At 44.0% G+C, this 15,802-nt stretch carries 17 protein-coding genes; 10 read left to right on the top strand and 7 right to left on the bottom strand.

Features of this window, described 5'->3' with window-relative positions; translation table 11 throughout:
- Positions 1-8 precede the first annotated feature (8 nt).
- Both AC3WJJ_RS16440 and AC3WJJ_RS16435 read left to right on the top strand, forming a co-directional pair.
- On the top strand, positions 9-1,223 hold the full coding sequence (locus AC3WJJ_RS16440; protein WP_492542343.1) for an MFS transporter: 1,215 nt from the start codon (positions 9-11) through the stop codon (positions 1,221-1,223).
- Between the two features lie 32 nt (positions 1,224-1,255).
- Positions 1,256-2,098 (top strand): aldo/keto reductase, encoded by an 843-nt coding sequence (locus tag AC3WJJ_RS16435; protein ID WP_492542341.1) that lies wholly within the window; start codon positions 1,256-1,258, stop codon positions 2,096-2,098.
- A gap of 81 nt (positions 2,099-2,179) precedes the next feature.
- Here AC3WJJ_RS16435 and AC3WJJ_RS16430 read toward each other — a convergent pair whose 3' ends face one another.
- Positions 2,180-2,644: a GreA/GreB family elongation factor gene (locus AC3WJJ_RS16430; RefSeq protein WP_492542340.1), complete on the bottom strand. Its 465-nt coding sequence runs from the start codon at positions 2,642-2,644 to the stop codon at positions 2,180-2,182.
- 114 nt (positions 2,645-2,758) lie between these two features.
- Positions 2,759-2,905: a hypothetical protein gene (locus AC3WJJ_RS16425; RefSeq protein ID WP_422659605.1), complete on the bottom strand. Its 147-nt coding sequence runs from the start codon at positions 2,903-2,905 to the stop codon at positions 2,759-2,761.
- 842 nt (positions 2,906-3,747) lie between these two features.
- On the opposite strand from AC3WJJ_RS16425, the gene AC3WJJ_RS16420 reads away from it, so the two are divergent.
- Entirely contained in the window at positions 3,748-5,244 is a 1,497-nt protein-coding gene (locus AC3WJJ_RS16420; RefSeq protein WP_492542337.1) for an HD domain-containing phosphohydrolase, read from the top strand.
- Between the two features lie 121 nt (positions 5,245-5,365).
- Here AC3WJJ_RS16420 and AC3WJJ_RS16415 read toward each other — a convergent pair whose 3' ends face one another.
- Entirely contained in the window at positions 5,366-6,451 is a 1,086-nt protein-coding gene (locus AC3WJJ_RS16415) for an FAD:protein FMN transferase (protein ID WP_492542335.1), read from the bottom strand.
- Positions 6,452-6,690: 239 nt separating this feature from the next.
- On the opposite strand from AC3WJJ_RS16415, the gene AC3WJJ_RS16410 reads away from it, so the two are divergent.
- From AC3WJJ_RS16410 to AC3WJJ_RS16390, 5 genes are read left to right on the top strand one after another with little or no spacing between them, the layout of a single operon-like run.
- Complete coding sequence (locus AC3WJJ_RS16410) at positions 6,691-7,089, top strand: NusG domain II-containing protein (protein ID WP_492542333.1); 399 nt, start codon at positions 6,691-6,693, stop codon at positions 7,087-7,089.
- A complete protein-coding gene (locus tag AC3WJJ_RS16405) occupies positions 7,064-7,618 on the top strand; it encodes a Gx transporter family protein (RefSeq protein ID WP_422659609.1) in 555 nt (184 codons plus the stop codon). Before AC3WJJ_RS16410 ends, AC3WJJ_RS16405 begins: the two co-directional genes overlap by 26 nt.
- A 34-nt stretch (positions 7,619-7,652) precedes the next feature.
- Positions 7,653-8,546 carry an ATP-binding cassette domain-containing protein gene (locus AC3WJJ_RS16400; RefSeq protein WP_492542331.1) on the top strand — a complete coding sequence of 298 codons (894 nt, stop codon included), beginning with the start codon at positions 7,653-7,655 and terminating at the stop codon, positions 8,544-8,546.
- The gene (locus AC3WJJ_RS16395) at positions 8,531-9,418 is read left to right on the top strand and encodes an energy-coupling factor transporter ATPase (RefSeq protein ID WP_492542329.1); all 888 of its coding nucleotides are present in this window, start codon (positions 8,531-8,533) and stop codon (positions 9,416-9,418) included. The genes AC3WJJ_RS16400 and AC3WJJ_RS16395 overlap by 16 nt, the downstream gene beginning before the upstream one ends.
- On the top strand, positions 9,411-10,202 hold the full coding sequence (locus AC3WJJ_RS16390) for an energy-coupling factor transporter transmembrane component T family protein (protein ID WP_492542327.1): 792 nt from the start codon (positions 9,411-9,413) through the stop codon (positions 10,200-10,202). Before AC3WJJ_RS16395 ends, AC3WJJ_RS16390 begins: the two co-directional genes overlap by 8 nt.
- Before the next feature lie 133 nt (positions 10,203-10,335).
- On the opposite strand, the gene AC3WJJ_RS16385 is transcribed toward AC3WJJ_RS16390, so the two are convergent.
- From AC3WJJ_RS16385 to AC3WJJ_RS16370, 4 genes are all read right to left on the bottom strand, one after another.
- Positions 10,336-11,310 (bottom strand): polyprenyl synthetase family protein, encoded by a 975-nt coding sequence (locus tag AC3WJJ_RS16385; RefSeq protein WP_492542325.1) that lies wholly within the window; start codon positions 11,308-11,310, stop codon positions 10,336-10,338.
- Positions 11,311-11,326: 16 nt separating this feature from the next.
- Positions 11,327-11,773 carry a hypothetical protein gene (locus tag AC3WJJ_RS16380; protein ID WP_422659614.1) on the bottom strand — a complete coding sequence of 149 codons (447 nt, stop codon included), beginning with the start codon at positions 11,771-11,773 and terminating at the stop codon, positions 11,327-11,329.
- 122 nt (positions 11,774-11,895) lie between these two features.
- Positions 11,896-13,773 carry an FAD-dependent oxidoreductase gene (locus AC3WJJ_RS16375; RefSeq protein ID WP_492542323.1) on the bottom strand — a complete coding sequence of 626 codons (1,878 nt, stop codon included), beginning with the start codon at positions 13,771-13,773 and terminating at the stop codon, positions 11,896-11,898.
- A 91-nt stretch (positions 13,774-13,864) separates the two neighbouring features.
- Positions 13,865-14,749 carry an FMN-binding protein gene (locus tag AC3WJJ_RS16370; RefSeq protein ID WP_492542321.1) on the bottom strand — a complete coding sequence of 295 codons (885 nt, stop codon included), beginning with the start codon at positions 14,747-14,749 and terminating at the stop codon, positions 13,865-13,867.
- Between the two features lie 398 nt (positions 14,750-15,147).
- On the opposite strand from AC3WJJ_RS16370, the gene AC3WJJ_RS16365 reads away from it, so the two are divergent.
- Together AC3WJJ_RS16365 and AC3WJJ_RS16360 are read left to right on the top strand one after the other, a co-directional pair.
- Positions 15,148-15,351, top strand: coding sequence for a CsbD family protein (locus tag AC3WJJ_RS16365; RefSeq protein ID WP_422659617.1), 204 nt, complete (start codon positions 15,148-15,150; stop codon positions 15,349-15,351).
- A gap of 51 nt (positions 15,352-15,402) precedes the next feature.
- On the top strand, positions 15,403-15,675 hold the full coding sequence (locus AC3WJJ_RS16360; RefSeq protein ID WP_492542319.1) for a hypothetical protein: 273 nt from the start codon (positions 15,403-15,405) through the stop codon (positions 15,673-15,675).
- Positions 15,676-15,802: the final 127 nt, after the last annotated feature.

The following is a 15,802-nucleotide window of genomic DNA, read 5'->3' as shown; positions in this document are numbered from 1 at the left end:
TGGAAAAGATGTCGCAGGACAAAAAGCGAAGTGTGATGGCACTCATTGCACTTGCCATAAGCGCTTTTGCAATTGGAACAACAGAATTTATTAGTGTGGGACTTCTCCCTATGATTGCTGAGGACTTAAATATATCGATTACCTTATCCGGGTTAACCGTTACTTTATATGCTCTAGGCGTTACATTTGGAGCGCCTATATTAACATCGTTAACAACAGGGGTTTCACGTAAAACGCTGCTGATGTGGATTATGCTTGTCTTTATCGCAGGCAACAGCCTTGCTGCACTTTCGAGCGGTATTGTCATGCTGCTTACAGCCCGTGTTATTTCAGCACTTTCCCATGGTATATTCATGTCTATTGGATCGACCATCGCAGCGTCACTCGTACCGGAGAATCGCAAAGCCAGCGCGATTGCAACGATGTTCTCCGGACTCACAATCGCAACAGTAACAGGCGTCCCATTGGGAACCTATATAGGGCAGCAAATCGGTTGGCGAGCTGCTTTTATATCGATTGTCATTATTGGTCTTATTGCTTTGATCGCGAATATGGTATTGGTTCCATCGCATTTAGGTAGAGGCAGTAAAATCTCTTTTCTTGATCAGGTTAAACTAATTACCAATAAGCAGCTGCTCACCGCGCTCATTATTACCGCACTCGGATACGGAGGAACCTTTGCTGTGTTCACTTATTTATCCCCTTTGCTTCATGAGATAACCGGATTTAAGGAGACATCGGTCGCTTTTATTCTTCTGCTCTATGGTGTTGCTATCGCAATTGGTAATATCATCGGAGGGAAGCTCGCTAATCGAAATCCGCTCTCAGCCTTATTTTATATGTTTGCTATACAGGCTGTTATTCTCTTTATTCTGGCTCTCACGGCACCGTATAAAGTAGCAGGGTTAATAACCGTCCTAGCTATGGGGCTACTGGCCTTTATGAATGTGGCCGGGCTTCAGGTTTATGTAGTTACGCTGGCGGAACGCTATGTACCCAAAGCAGTGGATATCGCATCCGCTCTTAACATCTCTGCTTTTAATGCAGGGATAGCAATAGGGGCATATCTAGGTGGAATCGTTACGGCTCGTATCGGCTTGATTCATACAACATGGATTGGTGCTCTCATGGTGCTGGGGGCTGTTGTTTTAACGGCATGGAGTCGTGTTCAGGAAAGACAAGCTCACAACACTAGCACTGCAGGAACAATTCAGCATTCGTAAAATTATTAACTAACTTTCAGGAGGTCATAATGATGACACACAATTTACAAAGCAAAAGCACCCTAAACAACGGTATTGAAATGCCATGGATGGGACTCGGGGTATTTAAGGTGGAAGAAGGAGTAGAACTAGTTGAGGCAATTAAGTCTGCCGTGAAACATGGATATCGAAGTATTGATACGGCTGCGATCTATGGCAACGAGCGTAGTGTCGGGCAAGGCATCCGTGAAGCGCTGGCTGAGAACCAGCTTACAAGAGAAGAGCTATTCATCACATCCAAGGTATGGAATGCAGATCTCGGATATGAATCTACACTTAATGCTTATAAGACAAGCTTGGATAAGCTGGGTCTAGATTATTTGGATTTATACCTCATTCACTGGCCTGTGGCAGGTAAGTATAAAGAAGCTTGGAGAGCCCTGGAGACGTTATATAAAGAGGGGAAAGTCAAAGCTATTGGAGTGAGTAACTTTCAAATGCATCATCTCGAAGATCTATTACAAGATGCTGAAATTATACCCGTTATCAACCAAGTTGAATTTCATCCGTTCCTGACCCAGAAAGATTTACTAAGCTATACAAAAGAACAGAACATTCAGCTTGAAGCTTGGTCACCCTTAATGCAAGGTCAGCTTCTGGATAATGAAGTGCTGAAAGGTATTGCTGATGCACATAATAAATCTATCGCTCAAGTAATATTGCGTTGGGATTTGCAGCACGGTGTAATCACCATTCCAAAATCTACGAAAGAACATCGGATTATTGAAAATGCATCAGTATTCGACTTTGAACTAACCCTAGAAGAGATGAAGAAAATTGATGCATTGAATCAGGATCACCGTGTTGGTCCAGACCCAGACAACTTTGATTTTTGATTTCGCACAAAAAGGGACGGTCCATCTAGGACCGTCCCTTATTATTAAGATAACCTACTATTGTAGTGTGTTATTTGATGTTCAATCAGATGGTGAAGCCATTTGGATATCCACTACATTCACTTCCGCAATCCGGCCTGGTGTCACAATAGTCACTTGGCTTCCTTTAGTAGCCATAAGTAGCTGGAACCCCAGTGGAGAAACGATCGACATGCAGTGACTGCTCGGATCCGAATCCTCCGGCATACATAGTGTGTAGGAGATAACCTGTCTAGTATCAACATATTGTAGTGTAACTGTGCTCCCTAGAAAAACGAAATCAGGACAAGGAACATCCTCACCAGTTGTATGGCTATTCAGGTGCTGCTCCAGCTTGAACATATAACGTTCAATGAAAGCTCGGGTGTTTTTACGTTCCCGTTTAATCCGAACATCTTCGGTAGGGGGGAGATATTGATCGAGAAAGAGCTTGAGCTGTTCGTCAAAAAATGATAACTGGGAAACGAGTGTTTCTCTAATGTTGATCTTCTGCAAATTCAAATTCATCGTCAATCTCCTTTACTCGTACTATGGTTCATCGTAGATTGAGATATAGCAAAAACGAAATATGATGCTTTTACCAATCCATTTCATCAATGATCCTCCCTGATGTACAAATGTTCACTTCAAGGTTCCGAACATGGTCTTCAGGATAATCTCGACAATTATAAATATTAGAATTGCGGTTGAGATGCAGGATACCGCAAATATGAAGATGCCTGCCCGATCTTTAGGTTTCTTTCCTTGTTCGGTTTTAGGAATAATCATATAAACATCCTCCGTATTCATAATCTTAATGGAAGGAACGTCTACAGTGATATACCGATAGCCTCAACCTCCTATTTAGCAGCCCGGACAAGAAATGTTACATTTAATGTAAAAATATTAGCGATAAACATGAAGGCATTTCGTTTGTGGTGTACAAACGAAATGCCTTCATTGTGGCTGCCGGATCTATGGCTCCATTATGCCACAAAGGCAGGGAATCGACAACATAAATGGCATGATATGTATGTTAAAGGGTGGTGTAACATTTAATTACTTTTTTGATCCATCTAAATCATGTAAATATAGACGTACCCTGCAGAATGTATTCTGCAGGGTACTTAATAATTCTGGCGTTCAAGCGCCTATATATTTAACCCCTGACGGCCTAATAAGGCACTACCAGTCGGTTCCTTGTGATTGAAGTTTAATATCGGGAACATTACTTCCAATACAACAAAAGCCCTGCCTCTCTTTCGTCCTTGCGGCTCCGAAGACCGCTCCAGTGTGAATCAGAAAACCAACATCTTTAAACTCTTACTTTTGGGTTAGAAAATAGGAATTTTTCTCAACTTCATGTGAGAATAGAAATTCTTGATGCGAGGAACTTACGGGGTTAAATATCAACTTACATTCAAATATCTTAACATATAGAATGAGAAAAAACAAGGGATATTATTTTATACGAGTAATATGCAACAAAATCGCTTGATTTTTTTGTCGATTCCAACGATATTCAATATACAGGTAAATTATACCTAATTTATATCTATTGGTTGCGATCTACCCTACAGCTGTGATTATACCGGCATAATACTATTAATTGCGACGAAAGTAGGCATTTTATGGAACTTTATAAGTCCTTCTTAAAACAGCTTATCCGTAATTATTTGATTGGTTCTTTAATTGCTGTACTTGTGGTGGGTGGTGTGCTGCTGATTACCACCTTTGAGGTTTCTTATATTGAAGGAATACGCCTGTTAATGATTATGGGTATTTCGTTTCTGATCATGGTTGTCGCAGAGATGTGTGTATTTATGAGGCATCTTCGTTTGATTAAGGAGGCGTTAACTCAACCGAGTACGGATCTGGGATCCTTGGAAGCGGCCTATCTTCAAGCACATCTTATGCCGCGGCGGGCTGTTTACCGGATTTATGGGCCACATTTATTAGGATTGTCTGTACCGGCCATACTTATGACGATTTGGATGTTGAACCATGGATTGTTGAGTATTCCTTCATTTTATATTTGGTTAGCATCCCTTGGGGCTGTATTGATTGCCAGCTGTCATGCAATGATCGAGTTTTTCTTAACCGTGGCAGCCATTCGGCCAGTGGTGAAAGAGCTAAGAAGACAGGCATTGTCTCGATATGGAGTCGATTTTTCGCTTGAAGGACATGTGTTCACTGCGATTCGCACGAAATTTTTGCTTAGTACGATGCTCATTGGAACGTTTCCATTATTTCTGTTCAGTCTGGCGGCCCAGATTAGGCTGGAGAAATTTGATGAGATCGTATCTCAGGAGTACTGGGGTTGGGCTGGAGTTATTCTATTGATTGGTGTAGCTTTTGCCTATATAGGGGCGCTGCTCCTGACACAGGATGTAAATCGTCCCATCCGTCAGATGTACCGAGCTATGAACGAAGTGAAGGAAGGTAACCTCATTCAGACTTCTAATCTGTATTCAGATGAATTCTCCACTTTAGTTGCTGGTTTCAACATGATGGTTCGTGGTCTGCAGGTGCGTGAGGATCGTAATCGGAAACTGCTCGACAGTTACTTTGCTGCGCTGGCTGCTGCACTGGATGCAAGAGACCCCTACACAGCGGGGCACAGCTTTCGTGTTGCCGAGTATTCGGTGCTTCTTGGAAAGTTAGCCGGGCTATGTGAGGAAGATATTGATCTGCTGCATAAGACCGCACTGCTTCATGACATCGGAAAAATCGGAGTGAGGGATAATGTATTACTAAAAGAAGGACGTTTAACGGAAGAAGAATTTACACAAGTGAAATCACATCCGGAGCAAGGAGAGAATATTTTGCGCCAGATTGAACCAGCAGATGCTATGGCACCTTACCTAGAGGGTGTACGTTCCCATCATGAGCGCTACGATGGTCGCGGCTATCCTGACGGGTTAAAGGGAAGAGAAATACCACTCTATGGACGCATTATAGCGGTTGCGGATGCTTATGATGCGATGACATCCGATCGCCCTTATCGGAGTGGTATGAGGGCGTCTGAAGCGCTGAACATTCTAGAAGAGGGCCGAGGAACGCAGTGGGATCCCGATTTTGCAGGTATGTTCGTGAATTATATGAGGGCTACTAAGGAGAGCGCTTAAGAAGCTTAACAGCGATGTGCTCTGCTCTAGATCCTCATAATTGTCAGAACCATACGACAGTATATAACTATAATAACAGGGCACCCCTTCTTAATTAGAAGAGATGCCCTGTTATTTTTAATTACTTCATGAGCTTATATTGGTCATTTGTCATTTCCAGTACTTTATCCATACCGGAGGTGATGTATACTTTCTTGTCCTTCGTAATAAACAGAGCCTCCACATGATCTAACTGTTCGGCAAATTCAAGACCACGATCAAGTCCCATAGAGAAGATGGAGGTAGACAACGCATCAGCATCAACCGATTTTTCTGTGAGGATGGTGACACTGCTTAAGTTATTATCAACAGGATAACCCGTCTCCGAGTCTAAGATATGGTGATAATATTTGCCGTCTTCCTCGAAGAAACGTTCATACACTCCTGAGGTAACAATCGTCTGGTTCTCAACTTTCAGATTGCCAATAGGGATACCGCGTGTAAGGTCTGGGTCTTGAATACCGATGGTCCATTTACGACCGCCAGGCTTCTGACCAAGAGCAAGAACGTTCCCGCCAAGATCAATGATGGCGCTATGGAAGTCGTTGTCTGTCAAATATTTAGCAATAACATCTGCGGAGTAACCCTTGGCGATACCACCGAGATCTAGTATCATTCCTTTTTGCTTCAGATATACTTCACGCTTATCAGGATTGAGCTCGATCAGATCATACTGGCTTAGTGGAATCAGTTCATTAATTTCGGCTTGATCAGGCACATGCGCACCTTCATTACCTATATTCCATAAGGAGACCAGAGGTCCGATTGCAAGATTGAAACGGCCATCTGTCATCTTGGAATAATCATAAGCTTTTTGGATGACACTAAAAGTCTCCTCAGACACCTGAACAGGTTTGATACCAGCATTACTATTGATCTTAAAGAGCTCACTAGTATTATTAGTACGACTCATTTCAGCGTCAATCTTGTGTAGAAGCTCCTCGATTTCATTGAAATGCTGATCTGTGATTCGGCTATCATAAACCTTCACCTGAACGATGGTGTCAAATATATAGTATGACTTCTTTATGGGATCTTTAATTTCCGTCTGTTTACTAGTGGTCTTATCATTCGAATTTATGGAATTAGGGCCGGCGTTTGAACATCCCCCAACAATTAACAGGGCGGATAGGAGCAGAAGCAACGGAGATAGCTTGTTTTTTTTCACATCAATTCCTCATTTCCACCTGGTTTCGACTGGATTATAGCAGAGCCGACTGACGCGGGGATGTGAGACTTCTCATATTTTATTTAAAATTTTGATTAAAATTTTGGATTTGGTGATGATTTTGTGAAATCATTCTCAAACGTGCAAAAATGGTTGTTTCCTACATTGAAGGATTGCCGGAGAGTGAGTATAATGAGGACGTCTAAGATTTATATAATCAAAAAATAAGGAAGATGCCTATGAAACGCGGTGACATGGTGCTGATTTCAGTTCTACTGGTAGCAGCCCTTATATTTCTTGTTCCGAGATGGTTAGGTGGAAGTGAAAGTGAAAAAAATCACAATATTCCATTGACGGCAACAATTACGGTAGACGGCCAATTGTATAAGACAGTGGAGTTAACGGAAGAAGAACAGATCATTGAGATCAAGACGGATCATGGACTGAATATTCTAAAAGTACATGATTATGGCATCGAAATGATCGAGGCAGATTGTCCAGATAAAGTGTGTTTAAGCTTTGGCTTTGTTGATAAGAAGAACCAGAGCATTGTTTGCTTGCCGCATAAAGTATTAGTTGAGTTGGAAGGTACTTCGGGAGGAGTGGATCAGGATGAAACCGACGCCGTTGTCAATTAGTGATTCAGCATTAATGCTAAAAAAGACAGTCATCATCGCCATATTTGCGGCTGTAGCTGTTGTCCTCAGTATCGTGGAATCGCTGATTCCCGTGAACCTGTCGGTACCCGGTGCCAAGCTTGGACTTGCCAATATTATGGTGCTGACCTGCTTGTATTTCCTTCGTGGAAGAGATGCAATCACATTAATTGTGTTGAAGACCGTACTAACTGCAATGATTTTCGGAACCTTTTCCAGTTTCTTGTTTAGTTTGTTTGGTGCAGTTTTCAGTTTTGTAGTGATGTATGGACTTCTTAAGATAAGTGGAAAGAGATTGAGTCTGATCGGAATCAGTATCGCAGGTGGTGTAGCACATAATATTGGCCAATTGACGGCAGCTTCGATTATTTTCAAGACTTCTTCCATATTCTATTACTTACCGGCACTGCTGTTAACCGGTATCGTGACAGGTATTCTGATCGGGATCTCGGTAAGATATTTGGTGCCGTCTCTGTCGAAGTTATCTTTATTTGCTGGATTTACAGATTAATATACGTAGAACGAGAAGAAGAGGGGGAGCTTGCGTGGATAAACCTGAACTTCATAGTCAAGATCATATGGAAGTTAACAAGTATGAGCGTGATAGTACCCCTCAAGCTCTAGCTGTATTAACACTTCAAGATGTTAGTTTCTCGTATGACGGAGAGTCGGAGAATATCCGCTCGGTTAGTTTAACGGTAACGAAAGGGCAGTGGGTGAGCATTGCCGGGAGCAATGGGAGTGGTAAATCAACACTGTCCCGGCTGTTTAATGGTCTTTTGTTTCCGGATGATGGGTTAGTTGAAACAGGTGGACTAAAGCTTATACCTGAGCATTTGAGCGCCATACGTCGTAAGGTAGGTATGGTGTTTCAGAACCCAGATAATCAATTTGTAGGCAGTACGGTAGAAGAGGATATCGCCTTCGGACTTGAGGGCTTGTGTATGTCTCGCTCAACTATGAGAGAGAGAATTGATCGCTATGCAGAGAAGTTTGGTGTCAGTCACCTGCTTGGCAAGCATCCTTCGGAGTTGTCTGGCGGTCAGAAACAGCGAGTAGCGCTCACCTCCGTGCTAGCGATGGAGCCAGAGATTCTGGTGCTTGACGAAGCTTCCTCCATGCTGGATGAACAGGCCAGAGGAGACTTAATTCGAATCCTGAAATCGATGTATGAGGAAAGAAGATATACGATTTTGTCGATCACACATGATGCGGATGAGATTATGGCTTCGGAGAGAGTGCTTGCGATGCGAGAAGGCGAAGTTATTGCTGATGTATCCCCTAGAGAATTGTTTGCGAACAAGGAACTGATGGCACTGTGCAATTTAGAGGCCCCATTCTCACACAAGCTAGCGCAGGAGCTGGAGGCACGTGGAGTGCACGTAGGGCGATCTAGTCATGAACAGGAGCTGATGGATTTCTTATGGTCATTCAATTAGATCAAGTATCTTTCGATTATGATGCTCGAAGTCCTTGGGCGAGTGCGGCTCTTCGTGATATTCATCTTGATGTAGAATCAGGCGAGTTTATTGGCGTAGCTGGAACGACCGGATCTGGGAAATCAACGATGCTCCAACTCTTTAACGGCATTATTAAGCCGACTGCAGGCACGGTATCTGTGCTGGATGTTACGATTCGAGCAGGAGAGAAGTCCCCGAAACTGCGTGAACTGCGGCGGCGAGTTGGATTGGTTTTTCAGTTTCCTGAGCAGCAGATGTTCGAAGATACGGTTGAGAAGGATATGTGTTTTGGACCGATGAACTTTGGCGCAACGGAAGATGAAGCGAAGCAACTTGCTTTGAAGGCTTTTGGCAAAATGGGTCTTGATCCTGCGTTATTGCAGCGGAGTCCGTTTCAGCTAAGCGGTGGGCAGATGCGTAAGGTGGCTATAGCATCTGTACTTGCAATGGAGCCCGATATTCTCGTCCTGGATGAACCAACTGCTACGCTGGACCCGGTTAGCAGGAAAGAGCTTATACAGCTACTGGAGACGTTGTGCAAGGAAGAAGGAAAGACGATCATCATGGTTACACATCGTATGGATGAACTGCTGGAAGCCGCAGATCGCTGGGTTATCCTTCACGCTGGGCAGTGTGTCTTTGATGGTAATGTTCGTAAGCTAGCTGGCCAGCTGGACCTCATGGAGCAGTATGGCATGGCTGTGCCGCTTCCACTTCGCTACTGGAGCATTCTGGCTAAGCGATTTGATCTTGAGCATGAAGAGCCATGTATTACCGCTGCGTCTTTAGCAGAACGGATTGTGGCTCTTAGGAGTTCAGACATGAGGGAAGTGAGGGAGGATCATGCGTGAGAAGTTATTAATCGGAAGAAGCATTGATACAGGCTCGTGGATTCATGCGCTGGATCCACGAGCTAAACTTGTATCTATGCTTCTATACGTTGTAGTGATTGTTCTTGTATCCTCATGGCCTGATATGCTTATGACGGTCATTTTTTCCATCCTGGTGATGTGGAGTACACGAATTTCGTATAGATACTACATTAAAGCAATGAAACCGCTACGCTTCCTAATGATATTTATATTTATTGTTCAGCTTCTAACCGTTAAGAGCGGGGATATCTGGTTCCGTATTGGTTCATTAACGCTATATAAAGAAGGATTGGAATTGGGGCTACTCAGCGTGCTGCGTATGGCTCTTCTAGTATCATTTACAGCCATCCTTACCTTTACGACAACGCCAGGCAAGCTCAATTTGGGATTAGAGGGTGTTCTAAAGCCGTTAAAGCATATCGGGCTGCATCCAGAACGTTTAAGTCTCATGATTAGTATTGCACTTCGGTTTATCCCGACAATTCTCGATGAAACGTACAAAATCTTAAAGGCTCAAGCCTCCCGTGGAGCAGATCTGAAGGAACTGCCTTGGAAGGATAAAGCTAAGATGCTGGTTTCCTTGCTCGTGCCTGTAACGGTCAGTGCCTTCCGCAGGGCGCAGGATCTCATTCATTCGATGGAGTCCAGAGGTTTTGTTATAAACGAACCGCGTACCAGCCTCTACAAGCTCACATGGGCATTTCAAGATACCTGTTATCTACTATTGTTCATTCTGTTAGGTGCTGTTGTTCTACTCGTATAATCTGCTCGCTCTCCTTCGGATATCCCAGAAAGAAGGGAGCGAAATCTCGCAATCTTGCCTCAGTTTTAAAAAAAGGTGTCTGAGCAGCCGCTGTATAGGCTTCTCAGACACCTTTTATTTGGATTGTTTTAGATTAAGCTGCGGTGAAATATTGAAGAAGGACGCCCAGATCTTGATATGCAGGAAAACGGGATAACTGCTGAATGATAGCTTCTGCACGCTCTAGAAACGAGTGACTGAACTGAGCTGTCTTCTCAAGCGCTCCACTTCGCCGTATGGCTTCGAGAGCCTGCTGAATGTCAGCCTCAGAAGAATCCGGGCCAATGGAGCGTATCATTTCGGATAAAGCGGGATCTTGTAAAGCATACATGACAGGAAGGGTCACCTGACCGTGCCGGAGATCGCTTCCGGCTGGCTTGCCAAGTGTCTCGGCATCTTTTGTGAAGTCCATCAGGTCATCCTGAATTTGAAAATGAAGACCTAGGCATTCGCCAAATTCATATAACAGGTCTGCCGTCTGTGTGTCACAGCCCGAGGAGAGGGCACCGGTCCGCAGACACGTGGCCATCAACTGGGCGGTTTTATTACGAGATTTCTCCACGTATTGTTCCAGTGTTTGATCGTAATCAAAAGCATGAGACATTTGTTGATATTCTCCGATGCACAGCTGTGTGCTAGCAAGTGAAGATAAATCATGAACGTATCGTTCCTGATCGGAGGAATACTGCGAGAGCAGCTCAACAATACGTAGTGACATATAATTGCCGATGTGAACCGCCTGACTTACACCTGTCTTCAAATGCATGGCCGGCTTTCCCCGGCGCAGATCCGATCGATCAATTACATCATCATGAATGAGGGAAGCGGCATGTATGAATTCAGCTGCTGCTGCAAGCTGCCATTGTTTGCGCCCAAGCGGCTTCGGTCCGAAGCGAGCACCCACGAGCACCATAATTGGGCGAAGACGTTTACCGCCAGAGCGGATCAAGTCCAGCACGCTTTTGGCTACAATAGATGAACGGGGGAGATCGGGATCAAATTTTACAATGTTCTCGATTTCCCGGTTTACCCGGTTAATATCTATGCTCAGTGCTTCGTGCAGTTTCATCTCGGATTCCTCCCCGCTACATGGCTCTACCTGCCTGCTTGTGCTTAAATTCTCCACACAGAAATGTCTCGAATTGTTTCGTTAGATCTTCATCTACGAAGCGTCCTTCAGCTAAAGCGATCTGCTGCCGTTTGAGTACAGGAGACAGATAACACACAAGATCGGTCTCGCGGTACTTGATGGCTAACTGTAGATAGAAACTATATAGATAGTCACCATCCAATATATGTTTGGTCAGTTCGGGATCACTGAAGGAACAGTTGCGATGACGCTCCTGTGCCATGTAGAGCAAGCTGTAGAGGGCCATTAGAACCGTCTGCCGCTCAGGCTCCAACTGATGAGGATCCAGCACGTCAGCCATCCGGTTCATATCACGACAAGGAACATCGAGAATGATTCCGGCGATTGGGGACCATTCTTCTTGCAGTAGACGGAAGGTATCGTTCATCAGTCGAGAATTCATAAAAGCCCACTCCTTCGAAGACGTTTTGCGGATCAAAGTCCTTAAATAATTCTGTAGTTACAACGGAAGTCATATGCAATATGACATGCACATGACTTCCGTCTTATCATCAATATCGTTTCCTAATCAGTATACAAGTACCATCTTTTCACCAGAGGAACGTTCTTCCAATGTTTTTTGAGCCAAGGTAATACGTAGTAGTCAAGACCAAATGTGCTTCCTGCTCCGCCAATTGTTGCAATACCAGCAGTTACGAACCATAACATTTCATAAGGAGCCATACCGGATGTCCAGATCATAACACCCATTGCGATGGTACCAATGGAAGCTACGGCTGTGAACAGACCAGCGATAAGCATTAGACCGAACACGATCTCAGCTGCAACCATGCCGATTTGGAATACAGAAGCAAGACCTGTGTAACCGCCATCTGCTGTATAGAAGAACATATCCATAAATCCACTTACCATGTCACTGATGAATCCAGGTACCGGCAAGGCTTCAACAGCATCCTTGGCAGTCGATACTGCAGAAGCAGCAGTTTGTGCATCTACAGTTTGAGTAACAGCTTCCACTGCTTGGCTGGCTGCAGTTGTTCCATCTGCTGTTGGAGCAGGAGGGATTAAGAAAATGCGGTTCGGATCATCGATAATTTTAAGCAACTTCTCCCAGCCTTCTGTCAGCCACATAACCCCAAGATAAATACGAAGTGGAACGAGCCAGAAATTCGGGGAACGCTTCGAGAAATGTCCTCCGACAAAGCTTCTACGGTTATTAACATGGAAGAACTCATGCATCATATAAGTCCATACTTTATTGAATCCAGCAACGGTAAACAGGTAGAACATATTAATGAAGTGTTTGGACAGCATCGCCATGAATCCGGTCAGCATGAACATTTTATTCGGCAGTCCTACATTTGCGACACCGTAGCGGCTACCAATGCAGACCATAGTTCCGTGGAACGCTGGTTTATAAGATTTCTTGGTTCCGCCTGTAATATCTGCGTGCAAGTTGTGTGCGATGAGTGGAGCCGCATGCTCAGCGTTCTCAACCATTTGCGGTACAGGGCGAGTCTCACCTTCAGGGATGAAGAAAATGTTATCGCCTACGATGTACACATTTTCATGATCAACACTTTGCAGCTTGTCGTTGGTTACGATACGCTTACGACCTTGTTGTTCAAGATCCAGGTTTCCGACAAGATCGGAACCTTCGACACCAGCAGTCCAGACAATCGTACTTGCAATGATTTCTTTGCCTTCTCCAAGAATGACGCGGTCTTCACCGACACCAGTGATTTTAGCTCCGGTGATGATCTCAACACCCATTTTTTGAAGACGTTTCTCAGATTTAGCAATCAGCTTATCTGGCAGGATTGGCAAGATTTTTGGTGCCATATCAGCAACAACGAGTCGAACTTCCGATTTATCGATATAAAATTCTTTGCACAGCTCATCGCGGAACTCAGCCATTTCGCCGATAAGTTCGACACCCGTAAAACCAGCACCTACAACAACGAAGGAGAGTTTGGACTTGCGTACTGCAGGGTCCAGCTCTTTAGCTGCTTCACGGAAGCTGTGACGAATTTGTTCTTTCAAGCGAACAGCATCTTCAAAGGACCAGAGGGTAAATGCATTTTCCTCTGCACCTGGGATGCCAAAGAAGGTTGGCTTACATCCAGTACCAATGACCAGGTAGTCATATTCATAAACAGCTGTTTCTGAAGTCAATTTCTTACCATCGAAGTCGATGTTATTGATTTCATCCAGTACGACATTTACATTTTGCCCTGCAAATATCTTTTTAAGATCAATCTTTACCGAATCCTCTGGTGTCCGGTTACATGCTACTTCATGAAGTTCAGTCAGCAGAGTATGATATGGATTGCGATCGATCAGTGTAATCTGAACATCTTTACTCTTTTTAAACTTTTTAGCCAGCTTTTTCGCTGTTAGAACGCCGCCATAACCGCCGCCTAATAAAACAATCCTTTTCACAATCGTCACCTCATTAGTTACAGTGTGTTATAAAGGGCAGAAGCGGGAGCTAACTCCCGATCTTCTGCATGTAGTCTATTCTTTCAAACGATTATTTAGCTCCTTCAAGTGCCTTTTCAGCCAGTTTGAAGTATTCTTGAACACCGATGGAAACACCACTAATTCCATCCGTTTTACCTTCGTCGTTGAAGCTTACGCTACCTACACCTTGGTTCTCAAGGAAGAATTGCTGTGCTTTTTGAACTTGTTCGTGCCATTCAGCTTGAGCACCGCCTTTTTCCTTCATGCCATATTTACCTTCTTTGGAGAAGTCTTGTTTGTCTTCACCTGCTGCGTTAACGCCGCTAAAGTAAGCTGCAACAACTTTACCGTTAACAACGGTCAGATCAACGGTTGATTTCCAGCCGCTGTTTGCATCCATCTCACCTTCAGCGTGATAGGCACCATCTTTGTATGGACCAGCTTCGGTTGGGCCAGCCTGCAGTGCTTTTTGAGCAAGTTCTGCGAACTCGTCTACGCTGATGGAAACACCGCTGATTGCGTCAGTTTTACCTTCATCGTTCACCGTAATGGCTTTAGGATCTTGCTTCTCGATCAGGAACTGCTCTGCTTTCTCAGCTTGCTCATGCCATTCAGCTTGAGCGCCGCCTGCCTTCATGCCATACTCACCGGATTCAGATACAGTTTTCTTATCAGGTCCGGCTTTAATATTCGTAGCGTTCCAATCCACGTCAGTGATTTTTCCGCCTTCTACTTTAAGGGTTACATTGGACTGCCAACCCGATTTCTCATTCATTTCACCTTGTGCGAAGTAAGTTCCGTCTTTGTATTCTCCTACTTTTACATCACCAGCAGGTGCTTCCGTCTGAGGCTTGTTTGTATCGTTCGCTTCGGGAGCTTTGTCTCCTCCACAACCTGCGAGTAGACCGCCAAGGATCAGTGTGCCGGACAAAATGATGGACAATTTCTTTTTCATACAGATGACCTCCACTATTTATTTAATATTTTGGTGAAAAATATGGTATTAAAATGTTGAAACATTTTAACAACGTAAGATATTCCCGGAATACGGCGCTAGACATAGTACCTTATTCCGTTCTAACGTGATAAGACATATGCGGCTTTTTACCCGGTAAAAGCTTGGAAAGGTGAGTCGCTATGACTACCATTCGATGGAATCTTAGCATATAAAAAAAGACTTTAATGTGAAAATAATCACTAATTATTTAAAACCTGAGTTTTTAATTAAAATTTAATTATTTTTAGGCGATATCAGGCTCGAATTACTGAAATGAAAGGCTATTTAGGATTCAGATGGGGGCCACTCGGGTAATCCCAAAATATAGAGAATGACGAATAGAGGAGTGAATGGGAATGGATAACAACGTATTCAAAGGGAAATGGAATCAACTCAAAGGTGAGGCTAAGAAGCAGTGGGGCAAATTGACCGATGATGACCTTGATGTGGTTGCAGGTGAAAAGGATAAGCTGGTAGGCAAGCTTCAAGAACGTTATGGACATTCCAAAGATGCGGCAGAGCGCGAATATACAGATTGGAGTGCCCGTTTTCGTGACTAGAAGGCACTAGATCATCAGGCAATTTGATTCCATCAAAGGAGAGGACTTGTCATGTATGGTACCAAGGTTGTGACTGGCAAGATAATCGAAATTCGTGATGATACGGTAGTCACCTTACATGGCGACACCGTCAGTACTTATCACCTGAGGTATTATAAGATGATAAGTGAAGAGCCTCTTCTGTTGATGGAAAGTGAATGTGCCGAATTAAAAGTGGGGCTCACATCGGATACAGCAGTCCATTCTAGCGGGTGGTTTCAGAGCGAGTGGAAGCCGCTTGTGTCTAGGTTGTCAGCTTTGATGAAACGTGTGAATCGCGCTTAGAGCAAGGAAAAAACGGATGCCGCTTTTAATAAGCAGCGTCCGTTTTTTTGTATTACTGGAAACCGATGTAAGCGGGTACATACAATATTTTCTGTACCTTATTGACAGTGGAAGATGCAGGTGTAGA

Source organism: Paenibacillus sp. FW507-14B1B (genome assembly GCF_058781425.1).
This window is presented reverse-complemented; position numbering and strand designations above follow the sequence as displayed.

Coding starts and splice junctions, on each gene's coding strand:
- AC3WJJ_RS16390 (WP_492542327.1), top strand. CDS start 9,411: ATGCGTGAGAAGTTATTAATCGGAAGAAGCATTGATACAGGCTCGTGG.
- AC3WJJ_RS16420 (WP_492542337.1), top strand. CDS start 3,748: ATGGAACTTTATAAGTCCTTCTTAAAACAGCTTATCCGTAATTATTTG.
- AC3WJJ_RS16435 (WP_492542341.1), top strand. CDS start 1,256: ATGACACACAATTTACAAAGCAAAAGCACCCTAAACAACGGTATTGAA.
- AC3WJJ_RS16365 (WP_422659617.1), top strand. CDS start 15,148: ATGGATAACAACGTATTCAAAGGGAAATGGAATCAACTCAAAGGTGAG.
- AC3WJJ_RS16425 (WP_422659605.1), bottom strand. CDS start 2,905: ATGATTATTCCTAAAACCGAACAAGGAAAGAAACCTAAAGATCGGGCA.
- AC3WJJ_RS16410 (WP_492542333.1), top strand. CDS start 6,691: ATGAAACGCGGTGACATGGTGCTGATTTCAGTTCTACTGGTAGCAGCC.
- AC3WJJ_RS16360 (WP_492542319.1), top strand. CDS start 15,403: ATGTATGGTACCAAGGTTGTGACTGGCAAGATAATCGAAATTCGTGAT.
- AC3WJJ_RS16405 (WP_422659609.1), top strand. CDS start 7,064: ATGAAACCGACGCCGTTGTCAATTAGTGATTCAGCATTAATGCTAAAA.
- AC3WJJ_RS16395 (WP_492542329.1), top strand. CDS start 8,531: ATGGTCATTCAATTAGATCAAGTATCTTTCGATTATGATGCTCGAAGT.
- AC3WJJ_RS16385 (WP_492542325.1), bottom strand. CDS start 11,310: ATGAAACTGCACGAAGCACTGAGCATAGATATTAACCGGGTAAACCGG.
- AC3WJJ_RS16440 (WP_492542343.1), top strand. CDS start 9: ATGTCGCAGGACAAAAAGCGAAGTGTGATGGCACTCATTGCACTTGCC.
- AC3WJJ_RS16370 (WP_492542321.1), bottom strand. CDS start 14,749: ATGAAAAAGAAATTGTCCATCATTTTGTCCGGCACACTGATCCTTGGC.
- AC3WJJ_RS16380 (WP_422659614.1), bottom strand. CDS start 11,773: ATGAATTCTCGACTGATGAACGATACCTTCCGTCTACTGCAAGAAGAA.
- AC3WJJ_RS16430 (WP_492542340.1), bottom strand. CDS start 2,644: ATGAATTTGAATTTGCAGAAGATCAACATTAGAGAAACACTCGTTTCC.